12 protein-coding genes, 3 tRNA genes and 1 riboswitch are annotated in these 15,273 nt (G+C 57.4%); of the genes, 5 read left to right on the top strand and 10 right to left on the bottom strand.

Features of this window, described 5'->3' with window-relative positions; genetic code table 11:
* The first annotated feature begins 525 nt into the window (after window positions 1-525).
* Window positions 526-1,614, top strand: coding sequence for an MFS transporter (locus ABGT73_RS06785; protein WP_346669042.1), 1,089 nt, complete (start codon window positions 526-528; stop codon window positions 1,612-1,614).
* A 1,206-nt stretch (window positions 1,615-2,820) separates the two neighbouring features.
* Here the strand turns inward: ABGT73_RS06785 and ABGT73_RS06790 are convergent.
* Window positions 2,821-2,905: transfer RNA gene (locus ABGT73_RS06790), tRNA-Tyr, on the bottom strand.
* Window positions 2,906-3,351: 446 nt separating this feature from the next.
* Here ABGT73_RS06790 and ABGT73_RS06795 point away from each other — a divergent pair.
* A tRNA-Arg gene (locus tag ABGT73_RS06795) sits at window positions 3,352-3,428 on the top strand.
* Between the two features lie 458 nt (window positions 3,429-3,886).
* Here ABGT73_RS06795 and ABGT73_RS06800 read toward each other — a convergent pair.
* The 9 genes from ABGT73_RS06800 to ABGT73_RS06840 all read right to left on the bottom strand — a co-directional run bounded on the left by ABGT73_RS06800 (window position 3,887) and on the right by ABGT73_RS06840 (window position 11,815).
* Window positions 3,887-5,497: a potassium/proton antiporter gene (locus ABGT73_RS06800; RefSeq protein ID WP_346669043.1), complete on the bottom strand. Its 1,611-nt coding sequence runs from the start codon at window positions 5,495-5,497 to the stop codon at window positions 3,887-3,889.
* A 72-nt stretch (window positions 5,498-5,569) separates the two neighbouring features.
* Window positions 5,570-5,650 (bottom strand) — tRNA-Leu (locus ABGT73_RS06805).
* Window positions 5,651-5,698: 48 nt separating this feature from the next.
* Complete coding sequence (locus tag ABGT73_RS06810; protein ID WP_346669044.1) at window positions 5,699-6,445, bottom strand: class D sortase; 747 nt, start codon at window positions 6,443-6,445, stop codon at window positions 5,699-5,701.
* A 7-nt stretch (window positions 6,446-6,452) separates the two neighbouring features.
* Window positions 6,453-7,010, bottom strand: coding sequence for a Fe-S-containing hydro-lyase (locus ABGT73_RS06815; protein ID WP_346669045.1), 558 nt, complete (start codon window positions 7,008-7,010; stop codon window positions 6,453-6,455).
* Window positions 7,010-7,207, bottom strand: coding sequence for a hypothetical protein (locus ABGT73_RS06820; RefSeq protein ID WP_346669046.1), 198 nt, complete (start codon window positions 7,205-7,207; stop codon window positions 7,010-7,012). Before ABGT73_RS06820 ends, ABGT73_RS06815 begins: the two co-directional genes overlap by 1 nt.
* A 2-nt stretch (window positions 7,208-7,209) precedes the next feature.
* Entirely contained in the window at window positions 7,210-8,049 is an 840-nt protein-coding gene (locus tag ABGT73_RS06825; protein ID WP_346670318.1) for a fumarate hydratase, read from the bottom strand.
* A gap of 5 nt (window positions 8,050-8,054) precedes the next feature.
* Complete coding sequence (locus ABGT73_RS06830) at window positions 8,055-9,230, bottom strand: malic enzyme-like NAD(P)-binding protein (RefSeq protein WP_346669047.1); 1,176 nt, start codon at window positions 9,228-9,230, stop codon at window positions 8,055-8,057.
* Between the two features lie 17 nt (window positions 9,231-9,247).
* Window positions 9,248-10,450: a cation diffusion facilitator family transporter gene (locus ABGT73_RS06835; protein WP_346669048.1), complete on the bottom strand. Its 1,203-nt coding sequence runs from the start codon at window positions 10,448-10,450 to the stop codon at window positions 9,248-9,250.
* A gap of 72 nt (window positions 10,451-10,522) precedes the next feature.
* Window positions 10,523-11,815, bottom strand: coding sequence for an adenylosuccinate synthase (locus ABGT73_RS06840; protein ID WP_346669049.1), 1,293 nt, complete (start codon window positions 11,813-11,815; stop codon window positions 10,523-10,525).
* Window positions 11,816-12,068: 253 nt separating this feature from the next.
* Here ABGT73_RS06840 and ABGT73_RS06845 point away from each other — a divergent pair, with 253 nt between their 5' ends.
* Genes ABGT73_RS06845 through ABGT73_RS06855 form a run of 3 tightly spaced genes read left to right on the top strand, consistent with a single transcriptional unit; the run spans window position 12,069 to window position 15,118 of the window.
* Window positions 12,069-13,355 carry an O-acetylhomoserine aminocarboxypropyltransferase/cysteine synthase family protein gene (locus ABGT73_RS06845; protein WP_346669050.1) on the top strand — a complete coding sequence of 429 codons (1,287 nt, stop codon included), beginning with the start codon at window positions 12,069-12,071 and terminating at the stop codon, window positions 13,353-13,355.
* Window positions 13,356-13,388: 33 nt separating this feature from the next.
* The gene (metA, locus tag ABGT73_RS06850) at window positions 13,389-14,318 is read left to right on the top strand and encodes a homoserine O-succinyltransferase (RefSeq protein WP_346669051.1); all 930 of its coding nucleotides are present in this window, start codon (window positions 13,389-13,391) and stop codon (window positions 14,316-14,318) included.
* An 11-nt stretch (window positions 14,319-14,329) separates the two neighbouring features.
* Window positions 14,330-15,118 carry a glycosyltransferase family 2 protein gene (locus tag ABGT73_RS06855; protein ID WP_346669052.1) on the top strand — a complete coding sequence of 263 codons (789 nt, stop codon included), beginning with the start codon at window positions 14,330-14,332 and terminating at the stop codon, window positions 15,116-15,118.
* Window positions 15,119-15,156: 38 nt separating this feature from the next.
* A riboswitch (ZMP/ZTP riboswitch) is annotated at window positions 15,157-15,239 on the top strand.
* The last annotated feature ends 34 nt before the right edge of the window (window positions 15,240-15,273 follow it).

A 15,273-nucleotide genomic window follows, 5' to 3' on the forward strand; every position in this document is an offset into this window, starting at 1 on the left:
TTAGTAAGTACCGAAATAAGCAAAACAGCTACTGGCTGAAAAGGAAGATGTGAGTGCCTATTTTGGACTTCCGGTTTGTCAGTGTTTTCTCTGCAGAGGGCGCTCTCCTTTTCAGCTGTTAACAGAGTGAGGTAAAAAATTGGCAAGCACGGCATCATGCTGGCATACACCGGCAAAATGCCACTTGTCAGGGGAATCTTCCCCTGAAGCCCTTCAGCTATTCCATTAAGCGGCGGAAAAAATATGTAATGTACACTTATAGAAAAGGGGTTAAGCTCCGGAGCCTGTTGTTGACACAAAAGTCGGGGAAATGATATACTGACACAGTTCAAAAAGAAAGGAGGGCGCACAAATGGCTTGGAGATTTTCTAAGATCCAACTGAAAAAAGGCAATGTTTTGGCCTTTCAGGGGGATAGTGCGCCCTTTTGGAAGGTCAAGATGGCACGTTGATGTGCTTTTGGACGTGAAAAGCTGTGCACTATCTCCTTTTACTTGCAGACACCTGTGAGAAAAGGAGATTTTTTATGTTTACTATTAAACGGCAGATTTGCCTCATCTACTCCATAACGGCACTGAGAAGCCTCCAGTTTGCAGGCGCCTGCTGGGCAGCGCTACTGGCAGCGAGGGGCTTTTCCCTGACCCAGATCGGATTGGCAGAGGCGGTCTTTCACCTCACCAGCCTTTTATTTGAAGTTCCATCCGGCGTGATTGCCGACGTATTTGGACGTAAACGCTGTATGATCGCCAGCCAATGTATGTCCGCAATGGCCTCCGTTGCCATGATGCTTTCTGGCTCTATAGGGGGTGTCTGTATAGCGATGGCACTCAGTGCGTTGGGTTACAATTTTGCTTCCGGGGCCCGAGAAGCACTTGTCTATGAGAGCCTCAAACAATGCGGTCAGCAAAGTGCCTATGAACGGTTTGCCGTCAATGACACAACTATATGGAGAATCGGAACGGCATTGTCCACGCTGTGCACTGGAGCCGCACTGTGGATCGGTCCGCGTGCCGCCTACGGCGTGGATTTGACCCTGGCATTGTTGGGGTTGTGGCCAGCCATGCGGCTACAGGAATCTCAAAACAGCGAGGGCGCTGACAGCGATATAATGCAGCGCATCTGTGCTGCCGTAAAGGAAAGCGTTGGGTTTGTTGTCCATAGCCCAAAGGTCCTGCAGCTGATGTTAGGCAACGCTTTGGTAGGATCTGTGGCGACTATGCTGCTCTATCTGCTCCAGGCGCGGCTGCCGGTTATTGGGGGTCCTGACGGCTGGTTGGGCCCGGTGTTGTTTCTGCTGGGACTGAGCGGCACACTGGGGCTGCAAATTGCCCGCCTTACAGGTCGGCTGCGGTACCGTTTGGTTGTGGTGCTGTGTGGTACCGGCGTTCTCACAGGAACGCTTCTGGCCGCCACATCTTGGCTCCCTGCGGTGCTGGCTGGTGGATTTCTGGCAGGGACACTGGATGATTTGATGGACGTGTGCAGCGATGTTGTACTGAACGAAATGGTCCCCTCCTCTCGAAGGGCAACGCTGGTTTCTGTTTCGTCCCTTGTTTTTTCTTTTGCAATGCTGGCTGTCGCTCCGCTGTTGGGAGCACTTTTCAGCATGACTTGACGTGATAATACATCTGCTGCAAATCGAATTATTACATCAAAACAGCGAGATAGTCCCTCCTTAAGGGAGGCGTCTGTCTCGCTGTTTTGATGTAAAAGCAGATTGAAAACTGATGTGTTTATCTATTTTCTTTATTGGAAGTGTCTTTCTGTAAAACTCGCCATTGCTTCTGAGCTTTATTTTTTCCGCAACCATCGCAGGAATATGGCCACTGGAGTTTCCACTCGGTACATTCTTCCAGGGTGATCGTTTTCTCTCGCAATTCTCTTTTGCGTATTTTCCATTCCTTCAGGTAATCATCCATGAATGTGTTTTGAAACCATAACATGGTGGGATCATGCAACAGCCAGTTATCGTTATCACTGTATTCGATTTTGAATTCATGAATGGAGTTATAATGATCCATCTGTCGCAGAACTATGGGAGTACTTTCTCCTCTATCTGGTAAAAGAAAAGCGGGTGGGAACCAGCACCGTTGATCAGGCACGGAAATTTGGCCGCACTTACATACTGCCTGTATGCGGGAACTTACGAATTTCTCGCTTGAATGAGGGTCACCTGCAAAGAGTGCTCAATCTTTCCGCGCAGAAAGGTTGTCTGCGACAAGATACGCACCGTCCTTCGAAAGGGCCGCTCAGCCTGAAATCCCTGCGCGGATTACGCAACATAGAACAGCAATTTGTAAAATGGTGCCGTATCAATGGTTATACCGCCCTGGCACTGGAAGTCGGAGAGACAACCAGCGGGAAAAAAACAGAACGCCGGGCGAACCTTTGGGCTGAATTCGTTTGCCCGCCGGATTGTTGAGCAACAGCTGGAGCTACTTCACGCCATCGGGATGCCTACAGCCCCGGAAAGCCCTTTGTTTCCAGTCATAAACCAACAGAGCCGGTATCAATGAAAGTCTTATGCGCACTCTAATGGCATCACAGCCATCAGCTGCTATGAAATGCGCCACACCTTTATCCCTTTGGCGCAGAACCTGCCGGAAGGAGATCTATGAAGATTGTGTGGTCAATCTGCCAGCATGGATACAGGGGGTGTGTATGCGCATAAACTATGCGATGACGATCCCCGCATTGCCGGAGAGGTGGACCAAATTTTAGGGAGGTACCTTGATAATTGATAACCACCGAAAGTGGGGTCCTAAACGGGGTCCCCAAACAAAAAAAGCCTCGTAGAATATCGATTCTACGAGGTCTTTTTTGGTGGGAGCTGGTGGATTCGAACCACCGAAGCATTAAGCAGCAGATTTACAGTCTGTCCCCATTGGCCACTCGGGAAAGCTCCCTTATTTTGTTTTGTGCACCGCAGTTCCGAGTGCTTGATTATTATAGCAAAACAAAAAGAGAAATGCAAGCCTTTTTTTGATTTTTTTTACTATTTTTTTGAAGAATTTTATGGCTCAGCAAAACACACGTATCCACGTCATTTATAACGCATTTTGGCATCCTATGTGGTCGTTCACTTCGGGTAGCATTCATTGACTTCGTCAGCTTTCGCGCATCGTGGGTCTTTTTGACAAGTAGCCCGGCAAGAAAGCGGTGTCCCCGTAGGCGCCCCGCGGCCGACTTGCATTTTCTCCGGGAATTGGCTATAATAACATAGTTGCTCGTGATAAGTCCTATTTCCTTTCACTCTATTAAGCCAGTGGAGTCATGCCTGACTCCTGAGGTCACGTCGCAATAATCTCCTTGATAAAAAGGTGACTGTCAAAAGCCAAATAAAATTATACCTGTCTCTGTAGCTCAGTTGGATAGAGCGACCGCCTCCTAAGCGGTAGGCCGGAGGTTCAATTCCTCTCAGGGACACCAACTTAAAAGCCAGACGTCCTTGTGTAATCAAGGCGCTCTGGCTTTTCCTATTCTGCCGGGGATCCGAACAGCGCAATGTAACCCCCGTTCATTTGAGGAAGATTTTCATTCCCGATTCACCGGCTCCCGCCAGCAAAAATCTCACAGAACTTTTGTGATAGGTGATCCCCCTTCCCCTGATTGTACAGACGGCGCAAAAAGAACCTCTATGTAAAAGACGTTCTTTTAACAGGCATGGTACTGCTGATACCACGTCATACTATAACACAGGTATGCAGCCAACTGGCAAGATGCTCTGTTCCCTGTTTGAGGCGAAATTTCTGTTCAAACCATATCGCACCTCTAGGTAGGCGCCTCGCTGTCTTTCGGAAGGCACTTGCTTTTCCTGATTTATTTCATATAAAGCACGGAATCCCCGCCGGTTCAAGTCTCCATCGGGGATTCCCAAAATCATAGATTCAGGCCGTCTTGGGCTGCGTCAGGGACTCGGCCAGCACCAGCACATCCCCGGGGTTGATCACCGTCCGCCCCGTCGGGATCATCGTTTCGATGCCTCGCTTGACAAGGATTACCAGACATCCTTCCGGTACCGGCAATTCAGCCAGCGATTTTCCCGCCCAGCGATCACCGCGTTCCACATTGATCTCGTGCAGCGAAATATTTTCTCGATCTTCAAACGCACGGGCTGCCAGTACCAGCAGATCGCCGGCCTGCAGTCGGGTGGCTCCGTCCGGGACGATCGTCTCTTTGCCGCGCACGATCATTGTCACCAGCAGTTCCGGCGGAAGCGCCGCTTCCCGCAGCGTGCATCCGCACCAAGGATGCCCACTTCCCAGATGGATCTTGATGAAATCCACATCACTCTCTGCCTGATAATCATTAAATGTCTTAGCCACATCCTCGTTATGGTCGATCATGGAGAAATGTCTGGCGGCCTTGGGAAGCAGTGATCCCTGCAGCGCAATGGAAAACAATACGATGCAGAACACCAGATTGAACAAATTATTGCGCGTCTGCACGCCGCTGAGCACCGCCGAAATGGCAAACACGATGGAAGCTGCCCCTCGCAACCCGGCCCAGGAGACGATTCCGATCTGTCCCCACCGTGCGCGGAACGGCAGCAGCAGCACTGTAACCACCGCAGGGCGGGCCACCAGCGTAAGAAACAGCATAATTCCCAGCGCAGGCAGCAGCAGTTCCGGCAGTTCTGAGGGCGTCACCAGAAGCCCAAGCAGGAAAAAAATGATTACCTGTGAGACATCAGTGAGTACATCAAAGAAATGAACCAGATACCGCTTTTGGGAAAGACTGGTATTTCCCAGTGTGATGCCGCACAGGTACACGCTGAGATATCCATTGCCGCCAAGCACCGCGGGCAACGCATAGGCCAGCAGCATGACCGCGAAAAGCAGCACCGTGCGGTTCTGCTGGGACTCGAGAAAACTTTGCCGAAGCAGCCATACTGCCCCCTTGCCGATCAGGATACCGCACAATACGCCCAGACTGATCTGCTGCAGCAGCACCAGCGGAATGGAGACCTTCTCCCCCGCCATCAGTGACAGTGTAACGGTAGTCAGCATATAGGACATGGGGTCGTTGGAGCCGGATTCCACCTCGAGCAGGGAGTCGGTATGATATTTGAGCGCCAGTTTGTTGGTACGCAGAATGTTGAACACAGACGCAGCATCGGTGGACGATATGACTGAACCGATGAGCAAACTTTCCATCCAGGGGAGGCTCAGGGCAAAATGTGCAAACAAAGCCACCGCACCGGCGGTTCCCGCCACGCCCGCTGTGGAGAGCAGCACCGACTGTGCCAAAACCGGGCGGGCTGCCTGCAGATTGGTACCGAATCCACCGTAAAACATAATAAAGATCAGGCAGACCGAACAAATCAGGTTGACGGCGGCATAGTCATTGAACACAATGCGGAACAATCCGTTTTCCCCAAAACACATGCCCAGTGCGATAAAGATCAAGAGTGAAGGCACCGGAATTTTTTCCAGGAAACGACTCATCAGTATGCAGATCAGAACGACCGCACCGGCAAGTAAAATAGCTTCATTCACAAGCAGCACCTCCTTTGGAGTATAAAAAATCGCGCCGCGATATCAACATGGCATCGCAGCGCGATATAAAAGTGCGGCTAACAGGACTTGAACCTGCACGTCGTGGACACTGGACCCTAAAACCAGCGCGTCTGCCAATTCCGCCATAGCCGCATAGCACAATTTAGTGTAGCAACTTTGGCAGTCTTTGTCAATGGCAGGTCACTGCGGAATCACACCGTCGGCATCCGCTTCCACCGGGTCGGCGTATACCGCATACCGGCGATCCGTGTGGGTCAGGATTCCGAAAGGATAGCAGGTATACAAAATGCAGCTCGGCTCCTCAGCACCCCAGCGCACCTTATCGATATCGGTTTCATAGATAACCTGCATTTCGGTAATCTCATACACAAAATTGCCCCAGTAGGTATCCAGATAAATCCGGTCCCCCACTTCCGCCGACCCCAGATCCGCAAAGTAGGTGCCGGTATGGGCGCCAATGAATACCGTTCCATTCTCCCCGGGCAGCACACAGCCATCCGTAGCGCTGCATCCGGCTCCTGCGTCAAACTGGGCATCGCTATCACCCCAATACAGGTCACAGTCAATCTGCGTACCTTCCACCCGGATCGTTCCCAGTTTATCACCGTACTGCACACTTTCGTGCGCCGCTGCAGCGTCCTCCACCTGCTGCTTTCGCTGCGCGGCGGCCTCCTCCGCCTGACGCTGTTCTTCCGCCTGGCGTGCCGCTTCGGCAGCGGCCTCTTCCTGTGCCGCCTGCTCAGCGGCCGCAGCTTCTGCTGCTGCCTGTGCCTCCGCCGCGGCCTGCCGGGCAGCTTCCTGCTTCTGGCGGGCCACCGTCCGGGCGTGCACCACCAGCACACAGGCCACCATAATACTGGCAAGCAGCGCCACAGCGCACCCCAGCAGGCAGCGCCGCATTTTGGAATGAAGTAAAGCTCGTTTCATAGGCAATTCAATGTAAAGACGACAGATAGGCGGCCGGGCCGCTCTCGTACAAATCGCCGCCATGGGGATCCAGCAGCACCGTCAGCGGGAAATCTTTTACCACCAGGCGGCGTACCGCTTCACATCCCAGATCTGGCCAGGCGATGATCTCGCAGCTCTCTACGCTGCGCGCCATCAGGGCGCCGGCTCCACCGATGGCCGCCAGATACACCGCCCCGTTCTTGACCACCGAATTCTTGACTTCCTGGCTGCGCTTGCCCTTGCCGATCATGCAGGCAAGCCCCAGGTCCAGCAAGCGCGGCGTGTAGGCGTCCATCCGTCCGGAGGTTGTGGGACCTGCCGCACCGATGGCACAGCCTGGGCGTTCCGGCGTTGGCCCCACATAATAGATCGCCGCGCCGTTTATGGGGAACGGCAACTCTTTCCCGGCATCCAGCAATTCCATCATGCGGGCATGGGCGGCGTCCCGCGCCGTATATACCACACCGGAAAGGAGCACCGTATCCCCTGCCCGCAGCGGGGCCAGGTCCGTTTTATGAAGCGGCGTGTGTAAAACGTACTGCATCAGCGACCTCCCTGTTCCCGCGCGCGGCGGCGCATTTCCTTGTACTCTTCATGGTGACGGTTGACAAACTCAAATTCCTTGTCAGTGATACTGGCCGCCCCCTGGTCGCTGTCCAGCGGAATGTCAATGCTGCTGCGGGCAGGGCGGCGCTTCTCCCCCACGCCATCCAGCGAAATATCAATCTTGCTTTTTCCCATCCTTATACCTCCCGGCTGGCACGCCGCGTCACATGACAGCTCATGTTGACGGCCACCGGCAGGCAGGCCACGTGGGTGGGCCGCTGCTCGATGGATACCCCCAGACAGGTGGTTGCCCCGCCGAATCCCTGCGGGCCAAAGCCGGTGGCGTTGACGATGTCCAGCAATTCCTTCTCCAGTGCGGCGTAATAGGGATCTGCATTAGGCTGATCCAACGAACGCAGCAGCGCTTTCTTGGCCAGGGCCGCACAGTGGTCAAAGCTCCCGCCGATGCCAACACCCAGCACAATGGGCGGGCAGGGATTGGCCCCCGCCTGGCGAACGGTGTCCAGCACAAATTGTTTGACGCCCTCTACCCCGTCGGCAGGCTTGAGCATGGCCAGGCGGCTCATGTTCTCGCTACCGGCGCCTTTCGGGGCCACGGTGATTTTGCAGCCGCTGCCCGGCACCAGATGCACCGTCAGGAACGCCGGGGTATTGTCCCCTGTGTTCACCCGCTGCAGCGGATCCGCTGTGATGGATTTGCGCAGATAGGCTTTCTCGTAGCCACGGCGCACACCCTCGTCCACCGCGGCATTCAGATCGCCGTCGATATGCACATCCTGGCCCAGTTCCACAAACACACAGGCCATGCCGGTGTCCTGGCAGATGGGCAGATCCTGCTGGGCCGCCACACACAGATTCTGCTGCAAAAGTCCCAGTGTCTCCTTGGCCAGCGGCCAGGGTTCTGCGGCTTCGGCCCGGTCCAGCGCCGCCTTCACATCTTTGGGCAGGCTGGTGTTGGCCTCGATGCACAGCGCCTCCACCGCGTCCCGGATGGTATCGGCGCTCAGTTCCCGAATCTTGCTCATACGCGTGCCACACCGCTTTCCCGGGCAGCCTGGGCCACTGCGGCTGCCACCGCCTCCGGCACCCGCGGATCAAAGGCCTTGGGCAGGATGTTCTCCTCGTTCAGTTCCTCGTCGGGGATCAGACCGGCAATGGCCCTGGCTGCCGCCATCTTCATGGCCGGGTTGATGTCCCGGGCACGCACCGACAGAGCACCCTTGAAAATGCCGGGGAATGCCAGCACATTGTTGACCTGGTTGGGGAAGTCCGAACGGCCGGTGCCGATGACCCGGATGCCCGTGGCTTTGGCCTGATCCGGCATGATCTCCGGGGTGGGATTGGCCATGGCAAACACAATGGCGTCCGGCGCCATGGTGGCCGCCAGTTCCGGCGTCAGCGCCCCGGCAATGGATGTTCCGATGAAGATATCCGCACCGCGGATGGCCTCGGCCAGACCGCCGCTGAGTTTTTCGGGGTTGGTCTCCTCCGCCAGTTTGGCCTTATGGCCGGCCAGTCCGGCGGGACGGCCCGGCACCAGAATGCCGTGTTCATCCACCGCAATGATGTGCCGTGCACCGGCCACCTGCAGCATGTGGATGATGGCCGTGCCGGCCGCACCGGGGCCGTTCTGCACAATGCGCACATCCTCGATTCGCTTGCCCACCACCTTCAGGGCGTTGAGCACACCGGCCAGCACAATGATGGCCGTGCCGTGCTGGTCATCATGGAACACCGGGATATCCAGATCCCGCTCCAGTTCCGCCTCGATCTCGAAGCATTCCGGGCTGCGGATATCCTCCAGGTTGATGCCGCCGAAGGTGGGCGCAATGGCCTTGACGGCTGCAATCACTTCCTCTTTCGTCTTGGCATTCAGGCAGATGGGGAATGCATCCACACCGCCGAACTCCTTGAACAGCACACACTTGCCCTCCATGACCGGCAGGCCGGCTTCGGGGCCGATGTTGCCCAGGCCCAGCACGGCGGTGCCGTTTGTCACCACGGCCACCGTGCGCCCCTTGAGGGTATAGGTGTAGACATCGTCGGGATTGGCCACGATTTTGCGGCAGGGCTCCGCCACCCCCGGCGTGTAAGCCGTGGAGAGGGCGTCCTTGTCCTTGCAGGGTACCAGGCTTTGCACCGTCAGTTTGCCGGGGCCTTTGGCGTGCAGTTCGAGAGCGGCTTGATTGTAGTCCATAGGATTTCCTCTTTCTTTCAGTTTTCTTTCCGTACGGAAGATGCGTATTCCGGTTCCAGTTTGATGACACAGAAATGATCGGGCCATTTCTGCTGCACCGAGGTGCGCAGCGCTGCCACCAGTTTGGCGCCGCGGCGCTGCTTGTCGGTGATATATTCCGCCGGGACGGCGCAGTCAAAGATCACATTGGTGTGGGACGGGCCCGGCACGATGCGCAGATCATGCAGATTGGCCTCGGGTTCCAGTTCCGCCACCTTGGTTTTCAGGAAGCTGCGGATCTCATCCACATGGGCGTTTCCGGTGACAATGGGATCGTAATGGATGGTGGCGATCATGCCATCCTGCACCAGCAGGTCCCGCTCAATGGTGTCGATGACATCGTGGCTCTGCATCACATCGCCCTTGGCGTCCATCTCGATGTGGAAACTGACCAGCCGGTTGCCGGGACCATAGTCGTGAATCATCAGGTCGTGGATGCCCAGCACGCCGGGATAGCCCAGCGCTTTCTTTTCAATATGCTCCACCAGTTCCGGGTCCGGCGCTGCACCCAGGATGGGGTCGATGGTATCGCGCACCAGCTGGATGCCGCTGTACAGGATGAAGGCGGCCACGCCCAGGCCCATGATGCCATCGATCCGGGCAAACTTGGTCAGGTAGGTCAGCACCGAGGCCACCAGCACCGCGCCGGTGGTGATGACATCGTTGCGGGCGTCGGCTGCCGTGGCCATCAGCGTTTCGGACTGAATGGTGCGGCCGATCTTGCGGTTCAGCACGCTCATCCACAGCTTGACCAGGATGGAGGCCACCAGCACCGCCACCGTCAGCCAGCCGAACTGTACATCGCTGGGGTGCAGTACCTTGGCCAGGCTTTCCTTGAGCAGTTCCACACCGATGACAAGGATCATCACCGAGACCGCCAGACCGGCCAGATACTCATACCGGGCATGACCATAGGGATGTTCGGAATCCGCCGGGCGGGATCCCAGTTTGAAGCCCACCAGGCTCACAATATTGGAGCTGGCATCCGACAGGTTGTTCATACCGTCGGCCGTAATGGAAACGCTGCCCGCCAGCGTACCGACGGCCGTTTTACCGGCGAACAGCAGCAGGTTGCAGACAACGCTGACAACGCAGGCCAGGTTGCCGTACGCCGTGCGCACCACACGGTCCCCCGTATTTTGATGGTTTTTGATGAAAGTACGGATCAGCAGATCTACCAACCCGTTCTCCCCCTTTCAGAAAACGGCGGACCCTCACAGTCCGCCGTTGTTTGGATTCTTCAGATGTGACGATCAGTCGCGGACAATGCAGGCATCCCGCTCAGGACCGACCGAAATATACTTGATCTTGCAGCCCACCAGTTCTTCCAGCCGCTTGACGTAGTTCTGCGCCGCCGCGGGCAGGTCCTCAAACTTGCGCACCGCGGTGATGTCGCAGTGCCAGCCGGGCATCTTCTCCACCACGGGCTGGGCGTCGTCCAGCGTCTTGCCCATGGGGAACCGGGTGGTCAGGCTGCCGTCCGACAGACGGTACTGGGTGACGATGGGCACTTCCTCCATGTAATCCAGCACATCCAGCAGGGTCAGGGCCAGTTCATCGCAGCCCTGGCACTGCACGCCGTACCGGCTGGCCACCGCGTCGAAGGGACCCACGCGGCGCGGACGGCCGGTGGCGGCGCCATACTCATGGCCGTGCTCACGCAGCACGTCCTTCTCCTCCTCGGTCATGGCCAGTTCGGTGGTGAAGGGGCCTTCGCCCACGCAGGAGGAATAAGCCTTCATGATGCCGATGGACAGGTTCAGCTTGTGGCCGGGGATGCCCGCACCGATGGGCGCATAGGCACCGATGGTGTTGGAGGAAGAGGTGTAGGGATAGATACCGAAATCAATATCGCGCAGCGCACCCAGCTGGGCCTCGAACATGATCTTCTTGCCGGCTTCATCCGCCTCGGCCAGGTACTGGCCCACATCGCAGATATACGGCGCGAAGACCTTGGCGTAGTGCTCGCACCAGGCCCACACTTCCTCCACGCTGACCGGCTTCTGGCCGTAGATGTTCACCATCGTCAGGTTCTTGGACTCCACGATGGTGGTCAGCCGCTTCTTGACGCCCTCGTCCATGTGGCACAGATCGCCCATGCGCAGCGTCTTCTTCATGTATTTGTCACCGTAGGTGTAGGCAATGCCCCGCTTGGTGGAGCCGAACTGGGCGCCGGTCTTGGACAGACGCTCCTCCTCCAGGCCATCCTGTGCCACATGGAAGGGCATGGTGATGGTGGCACGGTCGGAGATCTTCAGGTTGGCCGGGCTGATCTGGATACCCTTCTCGGTGAGGGAGGCGATCTCCTTCTCCAGATGCTCGGGATCGATGACCATACCGCCGCCCATGACACAGACGACCTCGGGACGCAGAATGCCCGACGGGATCAGGTTCAGGATGAACTTGCCGCGCTCGTTCTTGACGGTGTGGCCGGCATTGTCGCCGCCCTGATAGCGCGCAACGATGTCGTAATCCTGGCTCAGCAGGTCCACCATGCGGCCCTTGCCTTCGTCGCCCCAGTTGATACCGGTGATTGCAGTAAGCATAGTTTCTACCTCTTTTGCAGTTTCGTTCGGCATTTCAGCCTTTTCCGGAATCCCCGGGATCCGCTGCCGTTGTTTATTATAACACACTCCCCCGGGGATTTCCATACCCGTTTTGCCCATGATTCGGATTTTCTCGCGGCGCGGGCGGTGTTTTCCTCTTGATTTTACGGCGGCAACCTCTTACAATAGAACTAATTCGTGAAAAAAACGGATGCGGGCCAGTGACCCGCTCATACAAAAGGAGCGGAAAAGTATGAGTCAGAATTATTCCATCAACACCCTGTGCGTACAGGGCGGCTACCATCCCGGCAACGGCGAACCCCGCCAGATTCCCATCATCCAGAGCACCACCTTCAAATACGACAGCTCCGACGAGATGGGCAAGCTGTTTGACCTGGAGGCCAGCGGCTACTTCTATTCCCGGCTGCAGAACCCTACCTGCGACACTGTGGCTGCCAAGATCACCGAGCTGGAGGGCGGCACCGCCGGTATGCTGACCAGCTCCGGCCAGGCCGCCAACTTCTTTGCGCTGTTCAACCTCTGCAACGCCGGTGACCACATCGTCTCCTCCAGCTCGATCTACGGCGGCACCTTCAACCTGATCGCCGTCACCATGGCCAAGATGGGCATCACTGCCACCTTTGTCTCCCCCGACTGCACCGAGGAGGAGCTGGAAGCGGCCTTTACCCCCAACACCAAGGTGGTTTTCGGAGAGACCATCGCCAACCCCGCCCTGACCGTGCTGGACATTGAAAAGTTTGCCGCTGCGGCCCACCGTCACGGCGTGCCTCTGGTGGTGGACAACACCTTTGCCACCCCCATCAACTGCCGTCCCCTCTCCTGGGGCGCCGACATCGTCACTCACTCCACCACCAAGTACATGGACGGCCACGGCGGCTGCGTGGGCGGTGCCATCGTGGACGGCGGCAAGTTTGACTGGATGGCCCATGCCGACAAGTTCCCCGGCCTGACCACCCCCGACGAGAGCTACCACGGCATCACCTACGCCGAGCGCTTCGGCAAGGAAGGTGCCTTCATCACCAAGGCTACCGCCCAGCTGATGCGTGACCTGGGCTGTGTCCAGAGCCCCATGAGCGCCTACATGCTCAACCTGGGTCTGGAGAGCCTGCATGTGCGGATGGCCCGCCACTGTGAGAACGGCCAGGCGGTGGCGGAGTTCCTGGCTTCCCATCCCAAGATCGCCTACGTGAACTACTGCGGCCTGCCCGGCGACAAGTACCATGCCCTGGCCCAGAAGTATCTGCCCAACGGCTCCTGCGGTGTGGTCAGCTTCGGCGTCAAGGGCGGCCGTAAGGCGGCTGCCAACTTCATGGCTCACCTGAAGGTGGCCGCCATCGAGACCCACGTGGCTGACGCCCGCACCTGCTGCCTGCATCCCGCCAGCAGCACCCATCGTCAGATGAACGACGAACAGCTGATTGCCGCCGGCGTGCAGCCCGATCTGGTCCGCATGAGCTGCGGCCTGGAGGACAAGCGCGACCTGATCGCCGATATCGACCAGGCTCTGGCGCAGATCTGATCCGTTCCGAAGTCTTGAAAAGGGAGCGATTCCATGCCGCTGATTATACCCAAAGAGCTGCCCGCCTATGACGAGCTCTCCCGGGAGAATGTCTTTGTCATGCACCGCGAGCGCGCGCAGAGCCAGAACATCCGGCCGCTGCGCATCCTGATCCTCAACCTGATGCCCACCAAGATCGTCACCGAGACCCAGCTGGCCCGCCTGCTGGCCAACAGCCCGCTGCAGGTACAGATCACCTTGCTGAAAACCGCCACCCACGACACCACCCACACCTCGCCGGAACACATGCAGGCCTTCTACAAGACCTTCGACGAGATCAAGGAGGAGCGTTTTGACGGCATGATCATCACCGGGGCGCCGATCGAGGACCTGGACTACCCCGATGTGGATTACTGGGATGAGCTGTGCAAGATCATGGACTACACCAAGACCAACGTCTACTCCACCATTCATCTGTGCTGGGGTGCGCTGGCAGGCCTTTACTATCATTTCGGCATTCCCAAGGTCCATCTGCCCCAGAAGATGTTCGGTGTCTTTGAGCACCGGGTGACGCGCCCCTCCAACCCGCTGGTCCGCGGCTTTGACGAGGTGTTCTATGCCCCCCACAGCCGGTGGGCAGGACTGGACCGGGCGGCCATCGATGCCTGCCACGATCTGCGCATTCTCGCTGAGAGTGACGTGGCCGGGCCGATGCTGCTTTCCACCGAGTCCGGCCGTCAGATCTTTGTCATCGGCCATCCCGAGTATGACAAATATACCCTGGACGCCGAATACAAGCGGGATGTGGCCGCCGGCAAGGAGATCCACGTTCCCTGCAATTACTACCCCGACGATGACCCCAGCCGCGACCCGCTGTTCCGCTGGCGCGCCCACGGGTATCTGCTGTACACCAACTGGCTCAACTACTATGTCTATCAGGACACCCCCTACGACCTGAGCCAGTTGGAAGCCCTGAAGAAATAAGGAGTTCCGGCATGGCCAAAATCAGCGCCTGTATTGTGGCGTACTGCGATTACGAGGAAGTCTGCGCCGCGGTGCGCAGCATTCTGCACCATACCCCCGCGCCCGACTTTGCCCTCTATGTGGTGGACAACGGCAGCCCCGACGGCTGCGGCAAACAGCTGACGGACACCGATTTCGGCGATAAGCGGGTCACGGTATTGCCGCTGCCCCGCAACATCGGTTTCGGCAAAGGGCACAACACCGTGCTGGACCGGCTGGAAAGCGATGTTCACTTCATTCTGAACCCCGATATCCTGCTCACCGAAGACATCCTGGAGCCCATGGCCGACTGGCTGCTCTCCGTTCCCGGGGCGGCCATGGCCACACCGCAGCTGCGCTACCCCGACGGGCGGCTGCAGCATCTGCCCCGACGCAAGCCCACCCCCTGGCTGCTGCTGGCCCGCCAGCTGGCGCCCAAGCTGGGCGGCGCTTTCCGCAGGGCCGACGAACACTATACCATGCAGGATGAAACGCTGACCGAGCCGCGGCGCATCGAGTTCTGTACCGGCAGTTTTATGGCGGTGCGCACCGACGTGCTGAAGAAGATCGGCGGGTTCGACCCGGCCTATTTCATGTATGTGGAGGACGCCGACCTGACCCAGAAGGTGCTGCGGGAAGGTACCGTATGGCTGGCGCCGCAGTTTTCGGCCATCCATGCCTGGCACCGCGCCCCCATGCGGGACGCCGGCAAATTCAAGATGCAGCTTCTGAGCATGGGACGGTATTTCCGGAAATGGGGCTGCGGAAAAGGCGAAGTTTGAGTCTTGACAAACTTCGCTGGAATATGCTACAGTAGCGATAGCAGGCTGCTGACCGACGGATTTGTGGGGATTACCACAGGGGAGGCAGCTGAAGAAAAAGCCGACCGTCTGGGCTGCATGCACTGAAGCAGGTGTATGCAGCCCTTTGTTTTTAT

The organism is uncultured Subdoligranulum sp. (assembly GCF_963931595.1).
Lineage (GTDB): Bacteria > Bacillota > Clostridia > Oscillospirales > Ruminococcaceae > Gemmiger.

Bases quoted from the DNA above. Each gene is read 5' to 3' on its own strand.
- ABGT73_RS06845 (WP_346669050.1), top strand. From the start codon at position 12,069: ATGAGTCAGAATTATTCCATCAACACCCTGTGCGTACAGGGCGGCTAC.
- ABGT73_RS06815 (WP_346669045.1), bottom strand. From the start codon at position 7,010: ATGCAGTACGTTTTACACACGCCGCTTCATAAAACGGACCTGGCCCCG.
- ABGT73_RS06785 (WP_346669042.1), top strand. From the start codon at position 526: ATGTTTACTATTAAACGGCAGATTTGCCTCATCTACTCCATAACGGCA.
- ABGT73_RS06855 (WP_346669052.1), top strand. From the start codon at position 14,330: ATGGCCAAAATCAGCGCCTGTATTGTGGCGTACTGCGATTACGAGGAA.
- ABGT73_RS06820 (WP_346669046.1), bottom strand. From the start codon at position 7,207: ATGGGAAAAAGCAAGATTGATATTTCGCTGGATGGCGTGGGGGAGAAG.
- ABGT73_RS06830 (WP_346669047.1), bottom strand. From the start codon at position 9,230: ATGGACTACAATCAAGCCGCTCTCGAACTGCACGCCAAAGGCCCCGGC.
- ABGT73_RS06840 (WP_346669049.1), bottom strand. From the start codon at position 11,815: ATGCTTACTGCAATCACCGGTATCAACTGGGGCGACGAAGGCAAGGGC.
- metA (WP_346669051.1), top strand. From the start codon at position 13,389: ATGCCGCTGATTATACCCAAAGAGCTGCCCGCCTATGACGAGCTCTCC.
- ABGT73_RS06810 (WP_346669044.1), bottom strand. From the start codon at position 6,445: ATGAAACGAGCTTTACTTCATTCCAAAATGCGGCGCTGCCTGCTGGGG.